Genomic DNA, 22893 nt, shown 5'->3' on the forward strand with positions numbered 1-22893 from the left:
CGAGACTCTGTGTTGGTGGTTCGCACAGCCGCGGCCCGGGCAGAGGGGGCCGACCGCGACGGACAGCGGTGAATTCTGCCAGACGGGGGTGGGTGATTCCGAATCGGGCTAGGCGAACGGCGTCACGTCGCCCAGCGCCTCCCGCACGGCGCGGGCGTGTTCCACCGCTCCGGGCGTGTCGCCGTGCACGCACAGCGACTCCGCGTTGGTCTTGATGACCGTGCCGTCCACGGCGACCAGCTCGCCGTCTTGGAGCCGTTTGGCGCGTTCGACGATCTGCTCCGTGTCCGTGAGCAGGGCGTCCGGCCGTCCGCGCGGGACCAGCGTGCCCTCGGGCGTGTAGCCGCGGTCGGCGAACGCCTCCTGCACGGCGCGGAGTCCCGCCTTCTCGGCCTTGGCGAGCAACTGCGAACCCGGCAGACCGAGGATCGGCAGGTCCTTGAACGCCTTCGCGCCGTTGACGACCGCCTCGGCCTGCTTCTCGTGGTGCACCGTCGCGTTGTAGAGCGCGCCGTGCGGCTTCACGTACACGACCTCGGTGCCTGCTGCTCGCGCACACGCATCGAGCGCACCGATCTGATAGAGCACCTCGTCCGCGAGTTCACCGGGGTCGGCGTCGATGAACCGGCGCCCGAACCCCGCGAGGTCGCGATAGGACACCTGCGCACCGATCCGCACGCCGTTGCGCGCGGCCTCCTCGCACACCTTGCGCATGGTCGACGGATCGCCCGCGTGGAAGCCGCACGCGACGTTCGCGCTGGTGATGACGCCGAGGAGCGCCGCGTCGTCGCCGAGCCGCCAGATGCCGAAGCCCTCGCCGAGGTCGCTGTTCAGGTCCATCACATGACTCCGGCGGAGACGAGCAGGAGGGTGAGTCCGGGCAGGAAGTTGTTCATCACGTGCGCCACGATGCTCGCGCCGAGCCGGCGGGTGAGCAGGCGCGCGATGCCGATCGGGATGGCGATGACGAGCAGCAGCGACGTGCGCAGCGGTTCGAAGTGGCCGATCGCGAAGATCATGGTGGTGAGCCCGAACGCGGCCCAGCGGCTCCAGCCCTGGCGTTCGACGGCGCCCCACAGCAGGCCGCGGTAGATGATCTCCTCGCAGACCGGGCCGATGAGGCTCACGTAGAGGAACATCGTGATCGCGGCGGAGAGCGGCAGGTTCGCGCCGCTCAGCAGGTCGCCGACGGCGCTCGTCGCGTTCTGCTCGCCGACGACCTTCGCCCAGACCGTGGCGGCGGTGTAGGTGAGGACGAGACCGAGGATGCCGAGCTTGAGCCCGATCGCCAGGTCCTCCCTGGTCATGCTGAACCGCAGGTCGATCTTCGGGCCGTTGCCGCGCACGTAGGTGATGACGATCGCGGTGCCCGCGGCCAGCACGGTCGGCACGATCGATCCGATCAGGACCAGCGGGATCGAGTCGAGGAGGCTCACCCCGAACTGCTTCGCCACGGCCGTGATGAACACGGCGCTGAGGATGAAGATCGCCTCGACGAGGAGGAAAGCGCCGAACCCCCAGCGCTGGCCGACCCGTTCGGGCTCCGGGTTGCGGCTGATGTCCCGCACGCTTTCGAGGAAGCCGCGCTTGGGCTTCAGGGACTCCGGCTCACTCACGCTCTGCAATCTAGTCACGCCGCGGCTACCTGCCGGTGAAGCTCCGGCTGCGACACCCACATGATCGGCTCACCTCGCGCTCGACGGTGTGTGAGGCGCCGAGAAGTGTCGGTACCTCGCGATACGCTTGGAGTGGGGACCTCGGTCCCCCCTTGGGGGACGCTGCCGCCCCCGAATCCGAGGCTACTTTGCGGCACCGACAGAACCGGGCCAAGCGCCTGGCCAAAAGATGGTCAGATCGGGTCGCCGCCGGATGTCCCGTCTCCTCTTCACGGATCGCCTTCGACGCGCGGGATAAACACGTTTGAGTGGATTTGTGATGAAACGGGCTTGGGGTGTCCGGGCGGTTTCGGGCAGGCGGGCCGGGGCACGGGCGGGCCGGGAACGTAAGCGGGACGGGCTGGCCTGAGTCCGCCCCGCCCAGCACCCGATCACCGGCGCAGCGGCGTCTCCCGGCACATGTGCGAGAGCTTCTCCGGGTTGCGCACCGCGTACAGCCCGGAGATGAGCCCGCCCTCCACGCGCAGCGCGACGACGGTGTCCACCTCGCCGCCGAACCGGAAGACGAGGGCCGGGTAGCCGTTCACCGGGGCGGACTCGACGGACCAGCCGGACGCCTTGCCCAGGCCGCCGAGCAGCATTCGCGCCACCTTCGACGCGCCGACCACGGGGCGGGGCACGGCCTGCTTCACGCCGCCGCCGTCGCCGAGGAACACGACGTCGGGCGCGAGCAGGTCGAGCAGGGCTTGGAGGTCGCCCGTTTCGGTGGCGCGCTGGAAGGCTGCCAGTGCCTCGCGGGACTCCTGCTGGGTCACGACCTCGCGGGGGCGGCGGGCCGCTACGTGGGAGCGGGCCCGGTGGGCTATCTGGCGGACGGCCGCGGGGGTCTTGTCCACGGCTGAGGCGATCTCGTCGTAGTCGAGGGCGAAGACCTCCCTGAGGACGAACACCGCTCGTTCGGCCGGGGTCAGGGTTTCGAGGACCAGCATCATCGCCATCGAGACGCTGTCGGCCAGTTCCACGTCCTCGGCCACGTCCGGGGCGGTCAGGAGGGGTTCGGGGAGCCACGGGCCGACGTAGGACTCCTTGCGGCGGCCGAGGGTGCGCAGTCTCGTCAGGGACTGGCGGGTGGTGATCCTGACGAGGTAGGCGCGGTGGTTCTCGACTTCGGCGTGGTCGACGCCCGCCCACTTGAGCCACGTCTCCTGCAGCACGTCCTCGGCGTCGGCGGCGGAGCCGAGCATCTCGTAGGCGATCGTGAAGAGCAGGTTGCGATGGCTCACGAACGAGTCGGTCGCGGTGTCCGGCATCGGGTCCCCCTCGTGAACGAGTCTCTCCACGAGACGCCGCTCCACAGAGGAGTGTGACAGTGGCATGGGTCACAACGAAGGTGTGTCACGGGCGTGGGGCGCACGGCATCTCGTGGTCGTAGTGCAACGACGAACGAGGAGAACCGATGGAACCGCGTTTCGACATCTTCGGCACCGAGACCGGCGGCAAGCTCGCGAAGCGGTTCGCCGCGCTTGGTCAGGCGGTGCACCAGTCGTCGCTGCCGGTGACGACGGCCGAGCTCGTCAACCTGCGCGCCAGCCAGCTCAACGGTTGCGGCTTCTGCCTGGACATGCACGTCAAGGAGGCCGTGGCGGCGGGTGAGGACCCGCTGCGGCTGCACCTGGTCGCGGGGTGGCGGGAGACGACGGTGTTCACCGAGGCCGAGCAGGCGGCGCTGGCGTTCACCGAGGAGGCCACGGTGCTCGCGCGGGAGGGCGTGAGCGACGAGACGTGGGCCGGTGTGCGCAAGCACTTCGACGACGAGCAGGTGGCCGCGCTGGTGGTCCTGGTGGGACTCATCAACGCGGCCAACCGGATGGCCGTCAGCACCGGGCAGAAGGGTGGCTCGTACCAGGTGGGGGCACTCGCGGCCGCCCAGTAGGGAGCGTCAGTAGACGCGACCCCTGAGCATGATCATGCGCGGCGAGCGGAGGACCTCCAGGTCCTCGCGGGGGTCGGCGTCGTAGACCACGATGTCCGCGGCGGCGCCCTCGGTGAGCGAGGGGAAGCCCAGCCAGGAGCGGGCGTTCCACGACGCGGCGCCGATGGCGTCCGAGGCGCTCATGCCCACGCGGTGCAGCGCGACGATCTCGTCGACGATGCGGCCGTGCCGGATGCCGCCGCCCGCGTCGGTGCCCGCGAAGACGGGGACGCCTGCCTCGATCGCGGACGCGACCGTGGTGGCGACGCGGGCGTGCAGGTCGCGCATGTGGTTCGCGTATACCGGGTACTTGCCGGCTTTGTCGGCGATGCCGGGGAACGTCTCGATGTTGATCAGCGTGGGCACCAGCGCGGTGCCCCGCTCGGCCATCAGCGAGATCGTGTCGTCGGTGAGGCCGGTGCCGTGCTCGATGCAGTCGATGCCCGCGTTGATGAGGCCGGGCAGGGCGTCCTCGCCGAACACGTGGGCAGTGACGCGGGCTCCGGCGGCGTGGGCGACCTTGACCGCCTCCGCCAGCTCGTCATCGGTCCACAGTGGAGCGAGGTCGCCCTCGCCGCGGTCGATCCAGTCGCCGACGAGCTTGACCCAGCCGTCGCCGCGCGCGGCCTGCTCGGCCACGGCGGCAGGCAGGTCGGTCTCGATCTCGACGCCGATGTGCGGGAGGTACCGCTTCGGCTTGGCGATGTGCCTGCCCGCGCGGATGATCCGCGGCAGGTCGAGGCGCTCCTGCAACGGCGTGGTGTCGACCGGCGAGCCGCAGTCGCGGATCAGCAGCGTGCCCGCGGCGCGGTCGGTCAGCGCCTGTTCGACGGCCTCCGGCAGCTCGACGCCGCCCTGCGGGCCGAGGCCGACGTGGCAGTGCGCGTCGACCAGGCCCGGGACGAGGAAGCCCCCGTCGACGACGGTGTCCGCTCCCGGCACGGGCTGGGTGCGGACGCGGCCGTTGACGACCCACAGGTCTCGCGGCTCGCCGTCCGGCAGGACGACGCCGCGCAGGTGCATGGTCACTTCTTCTTCTTGCCGTCGCCGTCGTCGAACTTGAACTTCGTCGGGTCGAAGCCGGGCGGCAGCTCGTTCAGGCTGCCGCCGAGGTCGGGAAGGCCGCCGGGGGGCATGCCGGGGAAGCCACCGGGGAGCCCGCCGGGCATGCCGCCGAACATGCCGGGCATGCCGCCCTTGACCTTCGGCGGGGTCGGGCCGCGCCCGCCCTTGCCCTTCTTCCCCTTCTTGCCCTTGCGGCTCTTGCTGGGGCCGTAGCCACCCATCCGGCCGGCCATCGACGCCATCATCTTGCGGGCGTCGAAGAAGCGGTTGACCAGGTCGTTGACGTCGCTGACCTTGACGCCGGAGCCGTTGGCGATGCGCAGCCTGCGGGACGCGTTGATGATCTTCGGGTCGTCCCGCTCGGCCGGGGTCATGCCGCGGATGATCGCCTGGATGCGGTCGAGATGCTTCTCGTCCAGCATCGCGAGCTGGTCCTTCATCTGACCGGCGCCGGGCAGCATGCCGAGCAGGTTCGCGATCGGGCCCATCTTGCGGATCGCGAGCATCTGCTCCAGGAAGTCCTCGAGCGTGAGCTGGCCGGTGTGCAGCTTCTGCGCGGCCTTCTCGGCCTGCTCCTGGTCGAAGTGCTGCTCGGCCTGCTCGATCAGGGTGAGGACGTCGCCCATGCCGAGGATGCGCGAGGCCATCCGGTCGGGGTGGAAGACGTCGAAGTCCTCGAGCTTCTCGCCGTTGGACGCGAAGAGGATCGGCTGGCCGGTGATCTCGCGGACCGACAGCGCGGCACCACCGCGGGCGTCGCCGTCGAGCTTGGTGAGCACGACACCGGTGAAGCCGACGCCGTCGCGGAACGCCGTGGCCGTGTTGACCGCGTCCTGACCGACCATCGCGTCGACGACGAACAGGACCTCGTCCGGGTTCACCGCCGCCCGGATGTCGATGGCCTGCTGCATCATCTCCTCGTCGACACCGAGCCGGCCGGCCGTGTCGACGAGGACGATGTCGTGCTGCTTGGCCTTGGCCTCCTCGATGCCGCGGCGCGACACCTCGACGGGGTTGCCGACGCCGTTGCCGGGCTCGGGGGCGAACACGGGCACGCCCGCGCGCTCACCGACGACCTGCAGCTGCGTCACGGCGTTCGGGCGCTGCAGGTCGGCCGCGACGAGCAGCGGCGTGTGCCCCTGGCCCTTCAGCCACTTGGCGAGCTTGCCCGCGAGCGTCGTCTTGCCCGCACCCTGCAGACCCGCCAGCATGATCACCGACGGCGGGTTCTTCGCGAGGTTCAGCCGCCGCGTCTCGCCGCCGAGGACGTTGACGAGCTCCTCGTTGACGATCTTCACGACCTGCTGCGCCGGGTTCAGCGCCTGGTGGACCTCCGCGCCCTTGGCGCGCTCCTTCACCTTGGCGATGAAGCCGCGCACAACGGGCAGCGCGACGTCGGCCTCGAGCAGGGCGACCCTGATCTCGCGGGCGGTCGCGTCGATGTCGGCGTCGCTGAGCCGGCCCTTGCCGCGAAGGCCCTGGAGAACCGTGGTCAGCCGGTCGGAAAGCGTGGAGAACACGCCCTCCAGACTAGCCAACGGCGCGCTCACCCGATCCCGTGGCTCGCCAGGGCGCTCAGCAGGACCGGCTCACGGCGTCCGACCGGAGCAGTGGAGATCCGCGCGAAGCGCAGCCCCGCCCGCACGGCGGCCCCGTCCGACGCCGGGTCGTGGCCGACGTACAGGGTCTCGTGCGGCTCGGCGTCGAGCCGCACGCAGGCCGCCTCGAACGCGCGGACGCTCGGCTTGGCGACCCCGATCTCGTAGGACAGCGCGAACCCGTCCACCGACAACGACTCGCGCGCGAAGACCTGGCGGATGTCCCACGAGATGTTGGCGAGCACCCCGACCTTCAACGGCCGCACGGCGGCCAGCGCCTCCGCGGTGTCCGGGTAGGGCCCCCAGAACGCCGGGTTCCGCAGGCGCTGGAACACGTCGTCGGACATCGGGAGACCGGCCAGCCGGAACAGCGTCCGGTACGCCGACCGGCTCGCCAGCGCTGTCAGGTCGCGCGCCTCCCACACGGCGCGTTCGGCGGCGTTCATCCGCGCGAGGTGGGGAGCGGGGTCGCGCAGCACCGAGAGGTGTTGCGGTGACAGCCATCGGTAGGTGGGGCGCCCGAACAGGGTGCCTGCGAAGTCGAAGACGACAGCCTTGATCACGACACCATGATGCGCAGACCACCCGACGTTCCCGCACGGGTGAGCAGCGTCACGCCGGCGAACCCGAAGGGCACCCAGCCCGCCTCGAACCTGTCGCGCATGGACTCGCCGCGGCGGACGTGGCGCTCGAACGCGTGCGTGCGGACGACGCGGCGGCGGGCGATCTGGCCGTCGAGGGCCTGGGCCGCCGAGGCGTCCAGCCACAGGAAGTGCCGGGAGCGGCCGGACAGCAGTCCGGCGAGCACCAGCATGAACCGCGTTCCCGGCCGGGTGGACGGTTCGTGCACGACCAGCAGGCCCGGACTGAACAGCGCCGCACCGAACACCCGCAGGCGGTGTGTCAGGTGTACGAAGACGCGCCAGTAGCGGTACGGCAGGCGCACCCGCGGTTCGAGCCACGTGCGCACCTGGTCGGAGTCGAGCACGGTGACCGGCTCCTCCGCGTCCAGGCGGGTGAGCAACGTCGTCTTGCCCGCGCCGGGAATCCCTCCGAGCACGACGAGCGAGCGCGGCTTCACCCGGACGGCGGTGGTCTGCGTGTGCAACACGGCGGTCATGTCCTAGAAGACGTCTTGGCCTTCCCTCTCGTTCAGTTCGGCCTGATTTCCGGCGAAACGCACTAACGCCAGACGATGGCGCGGTAGGTGCCATCGGGGAGGTTCGCGACGCCGATGACCTGCCCGGCCTCGCTCAGTCCCGTCACCCGGTGCCGGGTCGCACCGGACAGCGCGGGCAGGAGCTTCTGCGTGCCGGTCATGTCCCAGGTCGCGGCCGAGGTGCCGACGGTGCCCGCGACGACGCCGGAGTTGTTGACCTCGGCGGCGCTGGACGGCGCGGGGGCGAGCGGGGCGCCGGTGCCGGAGAACGAGTCCCAGCGGTACGCCTGCGACGAGACCTCGCCGACGGTCCAGCCGTTGTCGCTGAGGTCGAACGGACGGGCGTTCGTGCCCAGGTCGGTCCGGCTGCCGTCGCGCGACCACCGGACTCCGCCGGTGCCGACGGTGCCCACCGCGTCGGCGAGCTGGTTGGACCCGAGCAGGACGCCCGAGCCGAGGACGGTCCGGACGCCGGACGCGTTCCAGCGCACGACGTCGCCGCCGTCGGTGCCGACGACCCAGTTGGCGCCGGTGACGCGCGACCCGCTGCCGGGGCCGAGGACCGTCGCGTCACCGATCGAGTCCCACAGCACGGCCTGGCTGACGCCGTCGATCACCGCGGTGCCGGTGACGAAGCCGGAGTCGTTGACGTCGTAGGCGACGGAACCGGTCGACCCCTGAACGGTGAGCTGCACCAGGGCACCGGACGGCAGCCACTTCACGGCCTGGGTCCGGTTGGCGGCCGTCACGGCGTAGCCGACGACGACGCTGTCACGGTTGATGGCGCCGGCCCACGTGTCGAACCCGAGGTCGGCGAGCTTCTTGATGCCGTCGAACCGGTCCCAGCGGACGGCGTGCTGCGTGGTGCCCGAGCCGTAGGAGACACCGGCGATCGTGCCGGAGTCGTTGACGTCCAGCGCCGCGCTGCGCAGGTCACCCGGCAACGTGCCGAGGTCCTCCACGGTCACCGCGTGCGCGGGCGGAGTGATGAGAACGGCCGCCACGAGAGCGACCGGCAACAAGGACAGCGTCTTCTTCACGATGCGTTCCCCCAGCTTCGCGAAACTTCCCTGCTTCCCACCTTGGCCCCGGCGGCGCCGCGCTGTCCAGGAGTTGTCACGGCGGGAGGAACACCCGCAGAGCTCACCGGCGGTGTCACCGCGAAGCCTCCCCCGCCTCACCGATGATCACCGCCGGCTCTGCTCGTCCGGGAGGCGGTCCACCCCTCGAGGACGCTTCCCGGACCCCACGAAGACTGCCGGGTTCCGCATCCACGCAGGAGCGTGAGCACCCGGAGAGGTTGTGCGTAGTGCTACTCAACCTCTCCGGGCGGCCGCTACCTGGCCGCGTCGAGCACCGCCCGTTCGACGCGCTTCCGGTCGAGGCCCGTGCCGGAGATGCTGAACGAGTCGACGACCGTCGCGCCCAGCGTCGACACGCGCGCCCACTGCACGTCCACACCGCACTGCTCCAGCGCGGCGGCGACCCGGTGCAGCAGCCCGATCCGGTCCGCCGCGCGCAGCTCCAGCACCACCGCCCCGGTCGCCTCGTCGTCGAACCACAGCACCTTCGCGGGAGGCGGGTCGACCGGCGGGCCGCCGTAGTCGCGTTCCTTCGCGGCGAGCTTGTCCGCCAACGGCAGTGAGCCCTCCATCGCCCTGGACAGCTGTTCGCGCAGCAGCGACGCGTCCGGCAGCGAGCCGAACCGCGGTGACACCGTGAACGCGTCCACGGTCGCACCGGCGTGGGAGCGCAACGTGGCCGCGTGCACCTCCAGCGAGTTCAGCGCGAGCACACCGGCCGCCTTGGACAGGATGCCGGGACGGTCCGGCGCGAGCACCGTCACGACCGCCGCGTGGTCCTGCTTCTCCAGCAGCACGTCCGGCTTCCCCGACGTCGCGATCCGTTCGGCCATCTCGACGTGCACCGGGTCGAGCGGTTCCGGTTTGGGCAGCGCCTCGCCCGCCATCGCCGTGCGGCAGCGCTTGACCAGATCGGCCATCAGCGCGGCCTTCCAGTCCGTCCACACGCCCGGTCCCGTCGCGAGGGAGTCGGCTTCCGCCAGCGCGTACAGCAGTTCGAGCAGCACGGGGTCGCCGCCGAGCGTCTCGACCACGCGGTGCACGGTCGCCTCGTCCTCGACGTCGCGCCGGGTCGCGGTGTGCGGCAGCAGGAGGTGGTGCCGGACCATCATCGACAACGTCTCGACGTCCTGCGGCCACAGCCCGACCCGCTCGCCGATCTGCGTCGCCAGCGCGGCGCCGACCTCGGAGTGGTCCTGCTGCCGTCCCTTGCCGATGTCGTGGATCAACGCGCCGAGCAGCAGCAGGTCGGGCCGTGCCACCGTCGTCGCGAGACGGGCGGCGTGCGCGACCGTCTGCACCAGGTGCCGGTCGACCGTCCACACGTGCGCCGCGTCGCGTGGCGGCAGGTCCCGCACCGCGCCCCACTCGGGGAACAGCCGGCCCCACAACCCCGTGCGGTCCAACGCCTCCACGACGTCCACGAGCCCGTTCCCGCTGCCCAGCAACGCGAGCAGCTCCTCACGGGCCTCGCGCGGCCACGGCTGGCGCAGCTCCGGTGCCGAGTCCGCGAGCCTGCTCAGCGTTCCCGCCGCGATCGGGTGCTTGCTGCGTGCAGCCGCCGTCGCGACACGCAACAACAACGCCGGGTCACGGCTCGGGATCGCGTCACGGGCGAGAGACACCTCGGACCCGTGCAGCACGACACCTTCGTCCAACGGCCTGCGCTGCGGTTGTCCTCTGAGGAACGCGCCGAGGCCGCGTTTCGGTGCGGCGGCACGAGCCGTGCGCATCCCCACGTCGAACGCGTACACGACCGTTCGTGCGGCGGACGACAGCGAACGGGCCATCGCGAACCTGTCCGCGAGTCCGAGCGCGGAGGCGACCTCGTCACCGTCCTGCGCGCGCAGCACGTCACGCGGTTTACGTGCCACACGGCGAAGTTCGGTCCGCACGTCCAGCAGGAACTTCCTGGCCTCCGCCACGTCGGCGGACGGCCGGTCCACCACCTGCGCGACGGACAGCGCGTCCAGGATCGTGATGTCCCGCAACCCGCCGCGGCCGTGCTTGAGGTCGGGCTCGACGCGGTGGGCGATCTCGCCGCTGCGGGCCCACCGCTTCTGCGACGACTCCGCGATCTCGTCCAGCCGGTTGCGGACGTTGCCGCGCCACGCCTGCCGCGCGCCGTCCGCGAGCTTCTGCGACACCTCGGGGTCGCCCGCGATGTGCCGGATGTCCAGCAGCCCCAGCGCGGTCCGCAGGTCGCCGGCCGCGACCCGGAGGGCTTCCCCGACCGTGCGGACCGAGTGGTCGAGGCCGATGCCGGAGTTCCACAGCGGGTACCAGAGCTTCTCCGCGACGGCGTCGATGTTCTTCACGCCGTTGTGCACCAGGACCAGGTCCAGGTCGGAGTAGGGCACGAGCTCACGCCGCCCCAGCCCGCCGACCGCCACGAGCGCGATACCCGGTCCGGATATCCCCGCTCCCCCCGCGTGTTTGGTCAACCAGAACTCGTGCAGGTCCACGAGTGCCTCGCGCAGAGGTTCGGCGGCCAAGCGACGACGACCTGGCACGAGCAGCTGTTCGCGCGCTCGCACCAGGTCGTCAGCCGTGACGACGGCCGTTTCGTTGTTCTCCACGGACCGTCTCCTATTGCTTAAAGGGCATCCGTTCCACGTTCGCCCGTGCGCACCCGCACGACCGTGTCGACCGGGGTGACCCACACCTTGCCGTCACCGATCTTGCCGGTGCGGGCGGCCTCGACGACCGCCTCCAGCACCTTCTCGACGGCGGCGTCGTCGATGACGACCTCGATCTTGATCTTCGGGACGAAGTCCACCGAGTACTCGGCGCCGCGGTAGACCTCGGTGTGGCCCTTCTGGCGGCCGTAGCCCTGCACCTCGCTGACGGTCATGCCCAGCACCCCGAGCTGTTCCAGGGCGCCCTTCACGTCGTCGAGGGTGAACGGCTTGATGATCGCGGTGACCAGCTTCATGACTTGTTGCTCCCCTCGAGGACCGCGGTCGCACCCGCGGCCACGCTCGCCTTGCCGGTGCCCCGCGCGCTGGTGAGGCTGCCGTACTCGTACGCGCGCTCGGCGTGCTCAGCCTCGTCGATGCTGCTGACCTCGGCCTCCTCCGACGCGCGGAACCCGACGGTGAACTTCACCAGGTAGCCGAGGGCGAGGCTCAGGACGAACGAGTAGCCGAGGACGGCGAACGCACCGACGGCCTGGCGCCACAGCTGGTCGACACCGCCGCCGTAGAAGAGGCCGTTGACCGCGGCCGGGGCCTTGTCGCTCGCGAAGAGACCGATGAGCAGCGTGCCGACCAGACCACCGACGAGGTGAACGCCGACGACGTCGAGCGAGTCGTCGTAGCCGAAGCGGTACTTGAGCGACACCGCGAGGGCGCAGAGGACACCGGCGATCGCGCCGACCGCGATGGCGCCGAGCGGGGTGACCGAGGAGCACGCCGGGGTGATGGCGACGAGACCCGCGACGATGCCGGACGCGGCGCCGAGCGTGGTGGCCTTGCCGTCGCGGACGCGCTCGACGATCAGCCAGCCGAGCAGGGCCGCGCAGGTCGCGACGATCGTGTTGACGAACGTGACACCGGCGGTGACGTTGGCGCCCAGGGCCGAACCGGCGTTGAAGCCGAACCAGCCGAACCACAGCAGACCGGCACCCAGCACGACCAGCGGGAGGCTGTGCGGCTTCATGGGCTCCTTGGGCCAGCCGACGCGCTTGCCGAGGACGATCGCGAGGGCCAGTGCCGCCGCACCGGCGTTGATGTGGACCGCGGTGCCACCGGCGAAGTCGATCGCGGCGAGCTTGTTGGCGATCCAGCCGCCGGCCTCGGTGACGTTGCCGTCGGCGTCCTTGGCGTCGAAGTCGAAGACCCAGTGCGCGACCGGGAAGTACACGATCGTCGCCCAGAGACCCGCGAACAGCAGCCACGGGCCGAAGCGGGCGCGGTCCGCGATGGCGCCGGAGATCAGCGCGACGGTGATGATCGCGAACACCGCTTGGAAGGACACGAACACGATGGTCGGGATCGTGCCGGACAGCTGGTCGGCCGCGAGCAGGCCGTCGAGACCGAAGAACTCGAACGGCTTGCCGAGCAGGCCGCCGCCGAGGTCCGTCGCGAAGACCGTCGAGTACCCGTACAGCGCCCACAGGACACCGACAACGGCCATCGCGCCCAAGCTCATCATCATCATGTTGAGCACGCTCTTCGAACGGACCATGCCTCCGTAGAAGAAGGCAAGGCCCGGCGTCATCAGCAGCACCAATGCGGCGCTGGTGAGCACCCAGGCGGTGTCCCCTGTATCCACTTCGACCTCCACTGCACGTCGGTTGCAGGGAGCATCGGTATGTCCTGTTTCACGAACCCGCGCCCAACGTTTCGCGGAGATGAACTGTCGGACGAAGCTTGTTACGTCCGCGTTTCACGCGGTTCACGGGCCCGATTCGGCAACCTCACCGCAGCGGACCGGTGACGATTTGTAGCCGAACGCGGTCCCCCGAAGAGGTGAGCGCCGTGCCCCGCTGAGACGGGACACGGCGCTCGGACGGCGTCAGCGGACCGCGTACGGACCGGCCGGCCTCGGCTTCGCCGACAGCACCGACGGGCTTTCGACCGACGGCTCGACGGCGGCGCACCGGGTGCCGTCGCGCGGCAGCTTCAGCGAGACCAGGTACTCGTCGTTGATCTTCAGCGTGCACTCGCTGCGGTCGTACACGCCGTGGCCCCAGCCCTCGTAGGTCACGAAGACGGTGGTGTCACGGGACTGCTCGTGCGCGGCGACCGCCCACTCGTACGCCGTCGCCGGGTCGTACTTGGCATTCGTGAGCAGGATCTTCGGCGAGTTCTTGATCTTCAGCGGGCGCTGCGGGTTCGTCGCCTCCGGGAACCCGGCGCAGCCCATCAGGGCGGAGTGGCCGAGCGACGACCCTCGGGTGTTCGGCGCGACGCTCTGCTCCATCCGCCACAGCGACTGGTACTCGCCCCACGAACGGACGCGCAGGTTGTAGTCGTTGCAGAAGATGCCGGGGAACGGGTTGCGCACGGTCTCGTCGGCCTTCAGCTGCGAGGCCAGGGACGAACCGGTCGCCAGGCCCGCGTTGGCGTCCAGGATCTGCTGGACGTACTCACCGAGGTACTGCCAGTTCGGGCCGTAGGACAGGCCGAACACCGCGGAGCCGAGGTCCTCCGGCGTCAGCTTGTAGTCCGGCAGCCCCGGCTCGTGCAGCTCTCCTCGTTCGGCCCTGGCCAGCAGGTCCTTCCAGATGCCGCGCAGGTCCCGGCCGTGGAACACCGCTCCCGGCGTGCGTTCGTTCCACTTGACCCACTCGTGGAACAGGTCCTCCGACGCCCGCGCCTCGGACGCGACGAACCCCCGCGTGCCGATGCTGTGGTCCATGTTCGAGTCGATGATCATGGCGCGGATGTTCTTCCCGAACCGCTCCGCGTAGTGCTGGCCCATGATCGTGCCGTACGAGACGCCGTAGTAGTTGATCTTCTTCTCGCCCAGCGCGCGGCGGATGGCGTCGATGTCCTGCGCCACCTCCGCGGTCGAGGCGTGGTCGAAGATCGCGCCGGTGCGGGCACGGCAGTCCGCGCGCAGCGTCTTGTTGTGCGCGACCAGCGCGTCGAACTCGGCCTTGGTCTTCGGGTAGTTCGACGGCCGCTGCCCCAGCAGGTCCGCCGAGCACACGATCGGCGCGGTGCGCGCGACCCCGCGCGGGTCGAACCCGATGATGTCGAACTTGTCGTAGACCTCCTTGCTGAAGACGTCGTCGGCGAACGAGTAGCTGACGCCGGAGCCACCGGGGCCACCGGGGTTGATCACCATCGCGCCGATGCGCTTGGCGGGGTCCGCCGCCTTGCGCCGCGACACGGCCAGCTGAAACTTCTCCCCCTTGGGCTTGGCGTAGTCGACCGGCAGCTCCAGGAAGCCGCAGTCGACCACCGGCATCTCCTCGCACGGCTTCCAGTCGATCGAGCCGACCTTGAACTCCGGTTGTCCCTCCGGAGCCGCGAACGCCGTCTGCCCCGCCCCCAGCACCAATGCGGAACTCGCGAGCACGGCCCCGAAGGCGCGCACTATCGGTTGCATGGTTGTCCTCCCGTAGATCCCCGACCTTGTGGGAGGAACGCTTCCACCGTTCGTGTGACGCAAACAACCAACGAGGGTATTGGCTCGAATCAGCCTGTGGTCGGACAACCACGTTCAGTTAGTCGTTTTGGCCCACATCTCCTGGAGGTGTGACATACCATCGTCCGTCGGTGAACCGATCACCCGCAGCCGTGCCATGCCGCCGTCCGGGTGGATGTCGAGCCGCACGGCCGTCGCCTCCTTCGGGTCCACCACGAACCGGTGCCGCGTGTCGGGCTGCAGCCGGGTGCGCGGGAGCAGGTCGAACCAGGTGTCCGGATCGGTGCGCTCGTCGCACGCCGAGACCGTCGCCCAGCCCGGCGCGTTGCCCTTGAAGTGGCTCGTGTCGAGCTCGACCAGCCGCACGACACCGGCCGTGGCCAGCCGCAGCGCCACCCAGTCGTTGCCGTCGTCGCGCCGCCGCGCGGTCTCCCAGCCCTCGCCCATGACCGCGGCCTGGCCGGGGGCGATCAGGTTGTTGGGCGAGCTGTAGAACATGTTGCTGCACCCCGTGACGACCGCGCCGTTCTCCAGGGCGGCCAGGTCGATGCCGGGGACGAGCAGCCGCGGGTCCGGCAGCGGTTCGCCGTGCACGCGCAGCCGTGCGACGCCGCCGTCCGGGTCGATCGTCAGGCGGACGTGCGTGACGCGACGGCCCTCCTGCACGTCGAAGAAGTGCTTCTCGTCGCCCTTGAGCGCGGAACGTTCGACCAGCGGGAACCACTCGGTGATCTCGCCGGCCGACGGGTAGCCGTCGACGTGCGCGCCCTCGACCCAGCAGAACGGCGGGAAGTTGCCCTTGAAGAACGCCGTGTCCACGACGACGCCGCGCACCACACCGGGCATCCCGAGCCGGACCACGGCCTGGTCGACGCCGGGCTCACGCCGGCGGCGCGTCTCCCAGCCGTCGTAGATCTGGCCTTTGTGACCGAAGGTGTAGGTCTGGTAGACCGGCTCGGCGGGCTTGATCAGGTTCTCCCGCTCGGCGAACAGCTCGTCGTTCGCCCACAGCACACCACCACCGACCGCGCGTGAGGCGAGATCGGGCAGCCGGGTCCACTCCGTCATGCTTCTCCTCTGCGTAGCAGCTTGCCCTGTGCCGTACCGGTTTCCTTGCCGCGCAACCAGGTCTGCCGCACGACGCCGTGCAGCGTGCGGCCGTGGTACGGCGTCACGGGGTTGCGGTGGTGCAGCTTCTCCCTGTCCACCACGAAGGTCTCGTCCGGCGCGAACACCACGAGGTCGGCGTCCTTGCCCGTCTCGATCGCGCCCTTGCCGCGCAACCCGACCTGGCGGGCCGGGTGCGTGGACATCCAGCGGACGACGTCGGTGAGCTGGAAACCGCGGTCGCGCGCGCCCGTCCACACCGCGGGCAGGCCGAGCTGCAGCGACGCGATGCCGCCCCACGCCGTCGCGAAGTCGCCCTGCTTCAGCTCGGCGGTGCTCGGCGAGTGGTCGCTCACGACCAGGTCGATCACGCCGTCGCGCAGGCCCCGCCACAGCGCCTCGCGGTTGTCCGCCTCGCGGATCGGCGGGCAGCACTTGAACTCCGTCTGCCCGTCGCGGATCTCCTCCGCCGAGAACGTGAGGTAGTGCGGGCACGTCTCGGCGGTGATCGGCAGGCTTTCCCGCTTGGCCGCTTCCAGGATCGCGAGCGCGTCCGACGACGACAGGTGCAGGACGTGGGTGCGCGCACCGGTCTTGCGGGTCAACGCCACGACGTCGCTGATCGCCTTGTTCTCGGCCTCGCGCGGCCGTGACGCCAGGAAGCCCGCGTAGTCCGGTTCGGAGTCGCGGACCGTGTGCGCGTCCTCGGCGTGCACGATCGTCAACGCGTCGAGCGTGGCCAGCTCGCGCAGCGCCGCCTCCAGCTCGGCGGTGGTGACGGCCGGGAACTCGTCGACGCCCGAGTGCAGCAGGAAGCACTTGAAGCCGAAGACGCCCGCCTCGTGCAACGGTTTCAGGTCGGCGAGGTTGCCGGGGACGATGCCGCCCCAGAACCCGACGTCCACCGACACCCGCGCCGCGGCCTTGCGCTTGACCTCCAGCGCGGCGGCCTCGACCGTCGGCGGGATGCTGTTGAGCGGCATGTCGATGATCGTCGTGACGCCACCGGCCGCCGCCGCGCGGGTCGCCGTCTCGAAGCCCTCCCACTCGCTGCGGCCGGGGTCGTTGACGTGGACGTGGGTGTCCACGAGACCGGGCAGCAGCACCTCGTCGTCCGCGAGGTGCACGACGTTCGGCGAGTCGATGCGCGGCTCGACGGCCACGATCCGGCCGCCGGCCACGCCGACGTCGCACGCGATCTCGCCCTGCGGGGTGATGACCCTGCGGGCGCGGAAGACCAGGTCCATGCCGCTCACTCTGACATCCACTCGCGGGCGATGCGACCGCCGATGACGTGCAACAGCGGTTCGGGCCGTGCCAGGCAGCGCGTCACGTCCGGTTCGACGTCGAGCAGCGCGTAGACGGCCTTCAGGCCCAGGTCACCGGGTTCGACCGAGCACTGCCCGGCCACCGCGACCACCGGCACGTCACCCGAGGCGCGCACCACCCCGTACGGCGCCTTGCCGTGCCGGGTCTGGGCGTCGAGCGAGCCCTCTCCGGTGACGACGAGCGACGCACCGGCGACGGCCTCGGCGAACCCGGTCAGTTCCAGCACGACGTCGATGCCGGGGCGGAACCGCGCACCCAGCACCGCGAGCGCGGCGAACCCGATCCCGCCCGCCGCGCCGGCACCGGGCCGTGCGGCGTGTTCCGGTCCGACGCGCTGCGCGAACGCGGCGAGCCGGGCCTCCAGCACCTCGACCTGCTCCGGCGTGGCGCCCTTCTGCGGCCCGTAGACGGCCGCCGCGCCGGACGGGCCGAGCAACGGGTTGTCCACGTCCGAGGCCAGCACCAGGTCGACGCCCTCGAACGACGTCGTGCCCAGGGCTTCGAGCATCCCCGCGCCGCCATCGGTGCACGCGCTGCCGCCGAGCCCGAGCACGATCGTGGTGCAGCCGCTGTCCAGCGCGGCTTTCAGCAGCTCACCGACGCCGTGGCTGGTGGCGTCCAGCGGCGCGGGCCGCTCCAGCAACGCGAGCCCGGCCGCCGAGGCCACCTCCACCACGGCGGTCGTGCCCCTGACCGCGAACGACGCGGGCACCGGCTTGCCCAGCGGCCCGGTGACCCACCGCCCGGCCTTCACGAACCCGGCGGCGACGGCGGCGTCGACCGTGCCGTCGCCGCCGTCCGCGACCGGGTGGAGGCGCACGTCCAGGTCCGGGACCGCCTCCCGCAGGCCGCGCGCGACAGCGGCGGCGACCCGCGGGGCGGTCAGCGACCCCTTGAACTTGTCCGGCGCGACGACCACTTTCGGGTGAGCCACGCGGGGGCCCCACGTTTCCTCCGGGAGTACGCGGGGACCCCGCGTACTGGTCACGCGTACGAAAGGTCCCCGCGTGTCGTCACGGTCGGTCACGGGAGGGGCTCGTACTCGCGCATGGCGGCGATCGAGGTGCCGTTCGCGGTGTTGCCCTCGCGTTCGATCATGATCTCGACGAGGACGGGGCGGGAAGTGCGGTCGGCCTCCTTGCGCGCCCACTCCAGCGCACCGCGGATCTCGCCGGGATCGGCGACGCGGACGCCCGAGCAGCCGTACGCCTCCATGATCTTGACGTTGTCCGAGCCGGTCGTGTCGTAGTGGATGTCGACCTCGTACTTCATGTCGTAGCCGCCGTGGTCCTCGGCCATCCTGATCAGGCCCAGGTACTCGTTGTTCAGCATGACCAGCACGAACGGCACGTCGTACTGCGCGCCGACGGCCAGCTCCTCCACCAGGAACTGGAACGAGTAGTCGCCGACGATCCCGACGACCTCGGCGTCCGGCCGGGACGTCTTGAGGGCCTTCTTCACACCGATCGCCGCCGGGATCTCCCAGCCGAGCGGGCCCGCCTGGCCGCACACCTGGTAGTGCCGCGGCAGGTGCGACTTCTGGTGCTGGCCCGACCAGATCTGGTAGAGCCCGATCGCCGTGACGAAGTACGTGTCCGGGCCGTAGAAGTCGTTGATCTCCTTGAACACCCGCGGCGCCTTGACCGGCACGGTGTCGAAGTCCTCGCGGCGCGGCAGGGTCCGCTTGAGCTCCTGGCAGCGTTCGACCCAGGCGCTCTTCGCACGTGGTCCGCGCGCACGGGCCTTCTCCAGCAACGCCCGCAGGAACAGCTTGGTGTCCGCGACGATCCCGAGGTCGGGCCCGAACACCTTGCCGATCTGCGTCGGCTCGACGTCGACGTGGATGAACTTGCGGTCACCGCGGTAGGTCGCGAGGTCACCGGTGTGCCGGTCGCCGAACCGCGCGCCCAGCGCCAGCACCAGGTCCGACTCCAGGAACGACGCGTTGCCGTAGCGCTGCGAGGTCTGGATGCCGGTCATGCCCGCGTAGAGCGGGTGGTCCTCGTCGACCGCGCCCTTGCCCATCAACGTGGCCTGGACCGGGACCTGCAGCAGCTCGGCCAGCTCCAGCAGCTCGCCGGACGCCTCGCCGAGGATGACACCGCCGCCCGCGAGCAGCAGCGGCCGTTCGGCGGCCAGCAGCATCTCCAGCGCGCGCCCGACCCGTGCGTCCGAGGGCGCGGCCTTCTGCACGGGCAGCGGTTCGTCGATCGAGGAGTCCCACTCGATCTCCTGCTTCTGCACGTCGATCGGCAGGTCGATGAGGACCGGTCCCGGGCGGCCGGAGCGGGCGACGCGGAACGCCTCGCGGAAGATCCACGGCATCTGCGCGGCTTCCTTCACCTGCACCGCCCACTTCGTGACGGGTGCGGCGATCGAGACGATGTCGACGGCCTGGAACGCCTCCTGGTGCAGCTTCGACACCGCGGCCTGGCCGGTGACGCACAGGATCGGCACGGAGTCGGCCTGCGCGGTGTAGAGGCCGGTGATCATGTTCGTGCCGGCGGGACCGGACGTGCCGATCGCGACGCCGACGTTGCCGGTCGTGCGCGACCAGCCGTCGGCCATGTGCGTGGCGCCCTCCTCGTGCCGGACGATGAGGTGCTCGATCGAGCCGTCCTGCTCCATCGCCTTGTAGAGAGGCAGGATCGCGGCGCCGGGGCAGCCGAACACGGTGTCGATCCCCTCGGACTTGAGGATCTCGACGACCGCCTGCATGACGGGGATCTTCGGCATGGTCAGGCCCTTCCCGCGAAGTTCTCGACGACCTTGAGCAGCGCGGAGTGGTCGAGCGAGCCGTACCCCTGCGCGCGGGCGGCCGCGACGAGCGCGGCGATCTGGTTGGTGACCGGAAGTGCGACGTCGGCGGACCGCGCCGCGTCCAGTGCGATGCCCATGTCCTTGTGATGCAGGTCGATCCGGAAGCCGGGCTGGAACTCGCGCGCGATCATCGACTCGCGCTTCAGGTCGAGGATCCGGTTCGCCGCGAGGCCGCCCGCGAGCACGTCCAGGCCCGCCTTGGGGTCGACCCCGGACGCCTCCAGCAGCACGATCGCCTCGGCGACGAGGGCGTAGATGCCGCCGACCACCAGCTGGTTCGCCGCCTTCACGACCTGGCCCGCGCCGTGCGGGCCGACGTGGACGACCGTCTTCCCGACGACCTCCAGGAACGGCCGGGCGGCGGCGAAGTCGGCCTCCTCACCCCCGGCCATGATGCTCAGCGACGCCTGGACGGCACCCGTCTGACCGCCGCTGACCGGGGCGTCGAGCACCCGGACGTGCGTGAGCCTGCGCGCGATCTCGATCGACGTGGACGGACGGATCGTGCTCATGTCGATCAGCAGCGTGCCGTCGTCGAACGCGACCTCGTCGACCACAGCCTCCACCTGCGGGTGGTTCGGCAGCATCGTGATGACGACCTCGGCGCCGCTCACCGCCTCCTGCGCGCTCGACGCCGCCTTGCCCCCGTCGGCGACGAGCTTCCGCAGCGCCGCCGGGTCGAGGTCGAACCCCGTCACGTCGTGCCCGGCGTTCACGAGGTGGGCCGCCATCGGCGAGCCCATGATGCCGAGCCCGATGAAACCGATGCTGGTCATGTGTTGTCCCTCCAGGAGAAGGAGTGGGTGACGGGCTTGTACTCGGCGCCCACGAAGCCCGTGTAGCCGTGGGCGCGGAGCGCGGCGAGGTGCCCGAAGAGGTCGAGCTCGCCGGTGCCGGGCTCACCGCGTCCGGGAGCGTCGGCGATCTGCACGTGACCGATCCGGTCCACGTGGCCGGTGAGGGAGCCGAGGTCGTCGCCGTTCGTGGCGAGGTGGTAGAGGTCAGCGAGCAGCTTCACGTTGCCGCGGCCGACCGCGTCGATCAGGTCGAACCCCTGCCGGGCGGTCTTGATCGGGTAGTCCGGCGCGCCGCTCAGCGGTTCGACGACGATCTGGATGCCCGCCCCTGCCGCGACGTCGGCGGCGAAACGGTAGTTCTCGATCGTCTGCGCGGTGGTCGGGAAGTTGCCGTGCAGCGCGTTGATCGTGCGGCAGCCGAGCCTGCTCGCGAGGGCCGTGGTGACCTCGGCGTTCGCCCGGAACTCCGCCTCCCTGCCCGGCCAGCTCGCCAGTCCCCGGTCGCCGGCGGGCAGGTCGCCGCCGAAGAGGTTGATCCCGACCAGCTGGACCCCCGCGTCCACGACCGCGTTCTCGAACGCCTCGACCTCACGCGTCTGCGGTACGGCGTCGGTGAACGGCCACCAGATCTCGACCGCCTCGAACCCGGCGGCCCGTGCCGCCGCCGGCCGGTCCAGCAACGGCAGTTCGGTGAAGAGCATGGACAGGTTTGCGTCGAACATCGCGTGGCGCCTTCCACCCAAAGATTTCGCAATGCGGAAGTTAGTTTTCGTACTACGGAGACACTAGACATCGCGGCGGAGCCAGGTCAAGAATGTGGAAACTAGATTCCGCGATACAGAAACTTGGAGAGCCGTGGACAGCTTCAACCACGCCCCGGAGGCCGAGCTCCGACCGCTGCTCGCCGAGTGCCTCGCGGTGCCCCGCTGGGTCGACGCGGTCGTGGCCGGACGGCCCTACCCGTCGCTCGACGCCCTCCTCGCGGCTTCTTCCGCTGCCGCACAAGGGCTTTCCGACGCGGAGGTGCTCGGCGCCATCGCCGGTCACCCGCGCATCGGCGAGCGGCAGCGGACCGGCGGGGTGTCGGCGAGCTGGTCGCGCTCGGAACAGTCCGGTGTGGACAGCTCCCAGGCCGACCGCCTGGCGGCTGCGAACGCCGCGTACGAGGACCGGTTCGGCCACATCTACCTGGTGTGCGCGACCGGCCTGAGCGGCGCGCAGATGCTCGACGACCTGGCCTCCCGCCTGCACAACCCGCCGGAGACCGAGCTGCGCGTCGTCAACGAGGAACTCGCGAAGATCGCCGCCTTGCGGCTGCAGAAGCTGATCGGGAGCTGAACAACATGGCCATCGTCCTGGGTCCCAACCAGTACGGCAAGGCGGAGAACCGCCTCGTCACGGTGTCGCGCAACGGTTCCGTGCACACGATCAGGGACCTGACCGTCAGCACGTCGCTGCGCGGCGACCTCGCCGACACCCACCTGACCGGCGACAACGCCAAGGTGCTCGCGACCGACACGCAGAAGAACACCGTCTACGCCTTCGCCAAGCAGGCCGCGGTCGGCGAGATCGAGGACTTCGCGCTGCGCCTGGGCCGCCACTTCGTCCGCTCGCAGGAACCGATCAGCGGCGCGCGCATCCTCGTCGACGAGCACTCGTGGGACCGCATCGACGGCCACGACCACGCGTTCGCGCAGGGCTCGAACGAGAAGCGCACCACCGCCGTGACGATCGACGGCGAGCAGGCGTGGGTGGTATCCGGCCTGCGAGACCTGGTGGTGCTCAAGTCGACGGGCTCGGAGTTCCACGGCTTCCCCAAGGACCCGTACACGACGTTGAAGGAGACCGACGACCGCATCCTGGCGACGTCGGTGACGGCCCGCTGGCGCTACACCGGCACCGACGTGGACTGGGCGAAGTCGTTCGCAGACATCCGCTCGGTGCTGCTGAAGACGTTCGCGGACAAGCATTCCCTGTCGTTGCAGCAGACGCTGTACGCGATGGGCGAGGCCGTGCTCCAGTCGCACGCCGAGGTCGCCGAGGTACGGCTCTCCATGCCGAACAAGCACCACTTCCTGGTGGACCTCAGCCCGTTCGGCCTGGAGAACGACAACGAGGTCTTCTACGCGGCGGACCGCCCGTACGGCCTCATCGAGGGCTCGGTGCTCCGCGACGACGCGCCCGGCGCTGGTCTCGCCTGGAGCACCCTCCCGGCGTTCTGACCGGCGAGACGACGCCGGGGCCGCGCT

The 22893-nt window shown here is 70.4% G+C and carries 21 protein-coding genes; 3 read left to right on the forward strand and 18 right to left on the reverse strand.

Annotated features, from left to right (window positions below; all coding sequences use genetic code 11):
- Positions 1 to 108: 108 nt before the first annotated feature.
- From BLT23_RS18435 to BLT23_RS18445, 3 genes are all read right to left on the reverse strand, one after another.
- Positions 109 to 840 carry a LamB/YcsF family protein gene (locus BLT23_RS18435; protein ID WP_090051005.1) on the reverse strand — a complete coding sequence of 244 codons (732 nt, stop codon included), beginning with the start codon at positions 838 to 840 and terminating at the stop codon, positions 109 to 111.
- Positions 840 to 1616 (reverse strand): CPBP family intramembrane glutamic endopeptidase, encoded by a 777-nt coding sequence (locus BLT23_RS18440; RefSeq protein ID WP_090051006.1) that lies wholly within the window; start codon positions 1614 to 1616, stop codon positions 840 to 842. Before BLT23_RS18440 ends, BLT23_RS18435 begins: the two co-directional genes overlap by 1 nt.
- Before the next feature lie 431 nt (positions 1617 to 2047).
- Positions 2048 to 2992, reverse strand: a complete 945-nt coding sequence (locus BLT23_RS18445; RefSeq protein WP_176946805.1) for an RNA polymerase sigma-70 factor — start codon at positions 2990 to 2992, stop codon at positions 2048 to 2050.
- A gap of 80 nt (positions 2993 to 3072) precedes the next feature.
- On the opposite strand from BLT23_RS18445, the gene BLT23_RS18450 reads away from it, so the two are divergent.
- On the forward strand, positions 3073 to 3549 hold the full coding sequence (locus tag BLT23_RS18450; RefSeq protein ID WP_090051008.1) for a carboxymuconolactone decarboxylase family protein: 477 nt from the start codon (positions 3073 to 3075) through the stop codon (positions 3547 to 3549).
- A 6-nt stretch (positions 3550 to 3555) separates the two neighbouring features.
- Here the strand turns inward: BLT23_RS18450 and BLT23_RS18455 are convergent, their stop codons facing one another.
- The 15 genes from BLT23_RS18455 to BLT23_RS18525 form a co-directional block, all read right to left on the reverse strand.
- Positions 3556 to 4611: an amidohydrolase family protein gene (locus BLT23_RS18455; protein ID WP_090051009.1), complete on the reverse strand. Its 1056-nt coding sequence runs from the start codon at positions 4609 to 4611 to the stop codon at positions 3556 to 3558.
- Between the two features lie 2 nt (positions 4612 to 4613).
- Positions 4614 to 6173, reverse strand: coding sequence for a signal recognition particle protein (gene ffh, locus BLT23_RS18460; protein WP_090051010.1), 1560 nt, complete (start codon positions 6171 to 6173; stop codon positions 4614 to 4616).
- Positions 6174 to 6199: 26 nt separating this feature from the next.
- A complete protein-coding gene (locus BLT23_RS18465; protein ID WP_090051011.1) occupies positions 6200 to 6814 on the reverse strand; it encodes an HAD family hydrolase in 615 nt (204 codons plus the stop codon).
- Positions 6811 to 7371 (reverse strand): AAA family ATPase, encoded by a 561-nt coding sequence (locus tag BLT23_RS18470; RefSeq protein WP_090051012.1) that lies wholly within the window; start codon positions 7369 to 7371, stop codon positions 6811 to 6813. Before BLT23_RS18470 ends, BLT23_RS18465 begins: the two co-directional genes overlap by 4 nt.
- A 62-nt stretch (positions 7372 to 7433) precedes the next feature.
- Positions 7434 to 8450, reverse strand: a complete 1017-nt coding sequence (locus tag BLT23_RS18475) for a hypothetical protein (protein WP_090051013.1) — start codon at positions 8448 to 8450, stop codon at positions 7434 to 7436.
- Between the two features lie 296 nt (positions 8451 to 8746).
- Positions 8747 to 11071: a [protein-PII] uridylyltransferase gene (locus BLT23_RS18480; protein ID WP_090051014.1), complete on the reverse strand. Its 2325-nt coding sequence runs from the start codon at positions 11069 to 11071 to the stop codon at positions 8747 to 8749.
- A 17-nt stretch (positions 11072 to 11088) separates the two neighbouring features.
- Complete coding sequence (locus BLT23_RS18485; RefSeq protein WP_090051015.1) at positions 11089 to 11427, reverse strand: P-II family nitrogen regulator; 339 nt, start codon at positions 11425 to 11427, stop codon at positions 11089 to 11091.
- Positions 11424 to 12767 (reverse strand): ammonium transporter, encoded by a 1344-nt coding sequence (locus BLT23_RS18490; RefSeq protein ID WP_090051210.1) that lies wholly within the window; start codon positions 12765 to 12767, stop codon positions 11424 to 11426. Before BLT23_RS18490 ends, BLT23_RS18485 begins: the two co-directional genes overlap by 4 nt.
- 243 nt (positions 12768 to 13010) lie before the next feature.
- Positions 13011 to 14552, reverse strand: coding sequence for an alpha/beta hydrolase (locus BLT23_RS18495; RefSeq protein WP_090051016.1), 1542 nt, complete (start codon positions 14550 to 14552; stop codon positions 13011 to 13013).
- Between the two features lie 114 nt (positions 14553 to 14666).
- Positions 14667 to 15659 (reverse strand): allantoicase, encoded by a 993-nt coding sequence (alc, locus tag BLT23_RS18500; protein WP_090051017.1) that lies wholly within the window; start codon positions 15657 to 15659, stop codon positions 14667 to 14669.
- The gene (allB, locus tag BLT23_RS18505) at positions 15656 to 16945 is read right to left on the reverse strand and encodes an allantoinase AllB (RefSeq protein WP_090051211.1); all 1290 of its coding nucleotides are present in this window, start codon (positions 16943 to 16945) and stop codon (positions 15656 to 15658) included. Before allB ends, alc begins: the two co-directional genes overlap by 4 nt.
- 5 nt (positions 16946 to 16950) lie before the next feature.
- The gene (locus BLT23_RS18510; protein WP_218133790.1) at positions 16951 to 17961 is read right to left on the reverse strand and encodes a glycerate kinase family protein; all 1011 of its coding nucleotides are present in this window, start codon (positions 17959 to 17961) and stop codon (positions 16951 to 16953) included.
- Positions 17962 to 18050: 89 nt separating this feature from the next.
- On the reverse strand, positions 18051 to 19763 hold the full coding sequence (gene gcl / locus BLT23_RS18515; protein WP_090051019.1) for a glyoxylate carboligase: 1713 nt from the start codon (positions 19761 to 19763) through the stop codon (positions 18051 to 18053).
- Between the two features lie 2 nt (positions 19764 to 19765).
- A complete protein-coding gene (locus tag BLT23_RS18520; protein ID WP_090051020.1) occupies positions 19766 to 20623 on the reverse strand; it encodes an NAD(P)-dependent oxidoreductase in 858 nt (285 codons plus the stop codon).
- Positions 20620 to 21366 carry a hydroxypyruvate isomerase family protein gene (locus BLT23_RS18525; RefSeq protein WP_090051021.1) on the reverse strand — a complete coding sequence of 249 codons (747 nt, stop codon included), beginning with the start codon at positions 21364 to 21366 and terminating at the stop codon, positions 20620 to 20622. The genes BLT23_RS18520 and BLT23_RS18525 overlap by 4 nt, the downstream gene beginning before the upstream one ends.
- 94 nt (positions 21367 to 21460) lie before the next feature.
- On the opposite strand from BLT23_RS18525, the gene uraD reads away from it, so the two are divergent.
- Both uraD and pucL read left to right on the forward strand, forming a co-directional pair.
- Positions 21461 to 21982, forward strand: coding sequence for a 2-oxo-4-hydroxy-4-carboxy-5-ureidoimidazoline decarboxylase (gene uraD, locus BLT23_RS18530; RefSeq protein WP_281248859.1), 522 nt, complete (start codon positions 21461 to 21463; stop codon positions 21980 to 21982).
- A 5-nt stretch (positions 21983 to 21987) separates the two neighbouring features.
- Positions 21988 to 22866: a factor-independent urate hydroxylase gene (gene pucL / locus BLT23_RS18535; protein ID WP_090051023.1), complete on the forward strand. Its 879-nt coding sequence runs from the start codon at positions 21988 to 21990 to the stop codon at positions 22864 to 22866.
- Positions 22867 to 22893: the final 27 nt, after the last annotated feature.

It is taken from the genome of Lentzea fradiae, from assembly GCF_900100955.1.
Classification (GTDB): domain Bacteria; phylum Actinomycetota; class Actinomycetes; order Mycobacteriales; family Pseudonocardiaceae; genus Lentzea; species Lentzea fradiae.

Excerpts from the sequence above, each read along its gene's own strand:
- BLT23_RS18445 (WP_176946805.1), bottom strand. The coding sequence starts at position 2,992 with ATGCCACTGTCACACTCCTCTGTGGAGCGGCGTCTCGTGGAGAGACTC.
- pucL (WP_090051023.1), top strand. The coding sequence starts at position 21,988 with ATGGCCATCGTCCTGGGTCCCAACCAGTACGGCAAGGCGGAGAACCGC.
- BLT23_RS18455 (WP_090051009.1), bottom strand. The coding sequence starts at position 4,611 with ATGCACCTGCGCGGCGTCGTCCTGCCGGACGGCGAGCCGCGAGACCTG.
- BLT23_RS18485 (WP_090051015.1), bottom strand. The coding sequence starts at position 11,427 with ATGAAGCTGGTCACCGCGATCATCAAGCCGTTCACCCTCGACGACGTG.
- allB (WP_090051211.1), bottom strand. The coding sequence starts at position 16,945 with ATGGACCTGGTCTTCCGCGCCCGCAGGGTCATCACCCCGCAGGGCGAG.
- BLT23_RS18495 (WP_090051016.1), bottom strand. The coding sequence starts at position 14,552 with ATGCAACCGATAGTGCGCGCCTTCGGGGCCGTGCTCGCGAGTTCCGCA.
- BLT23_RS18435 (WP_090051005.1), bottom strand. The coding sequence starts at position 840 with ATGGACCTGAACAGCGACCTCGGCGAGGGCTTCGGCATCTGGCGGCTC.
- gcl (WP_090051019.1), bottom strand. The coding sequence starts at position 19,763 with ATGCCGAAGATCCCCGTCATGCAGGCGGTCGTCGAGATCCTCAAGTCC.
- alc (WP_090051017.1), bottom strand. The coding sequence starts at position 15,659 with ATGACGGAGTGGACCCGGCTGCCCGATCTCGCCTCACGCGCGGTCGGT.
- BLT23_RS18525 (WP_090051021.1), bottom strand. The coding sequence starts at position 21,366 with ATGTTCGACGCAAACCTGTCCATGCTCTTCACCGAACTGCCGTTGCTG.
- BLT23_RS18520 (WP_090051020.1), bottom strand. The coding sequence starts at position 20,623 with ATGACCAGCATCGGTTTCATCGGGCTCGGCATCATGGGCTCGCCGATG.
- BLT23_RS18450 (WP_090051008.1), top strand. The coding sequence starts at position 3,073 with ATGGAACCGCGTTTCGACATCTTCGGCACCGAGACCGGCGGCAAGCTC.
- BLT23_RS18470 (WP_090051012.1), bottom strand. The coding sequence starts at position 7,371 with ATGACCGCCGTGTTGCACACGCAGACCACCGCCGTCCGGGTGAAGCCG.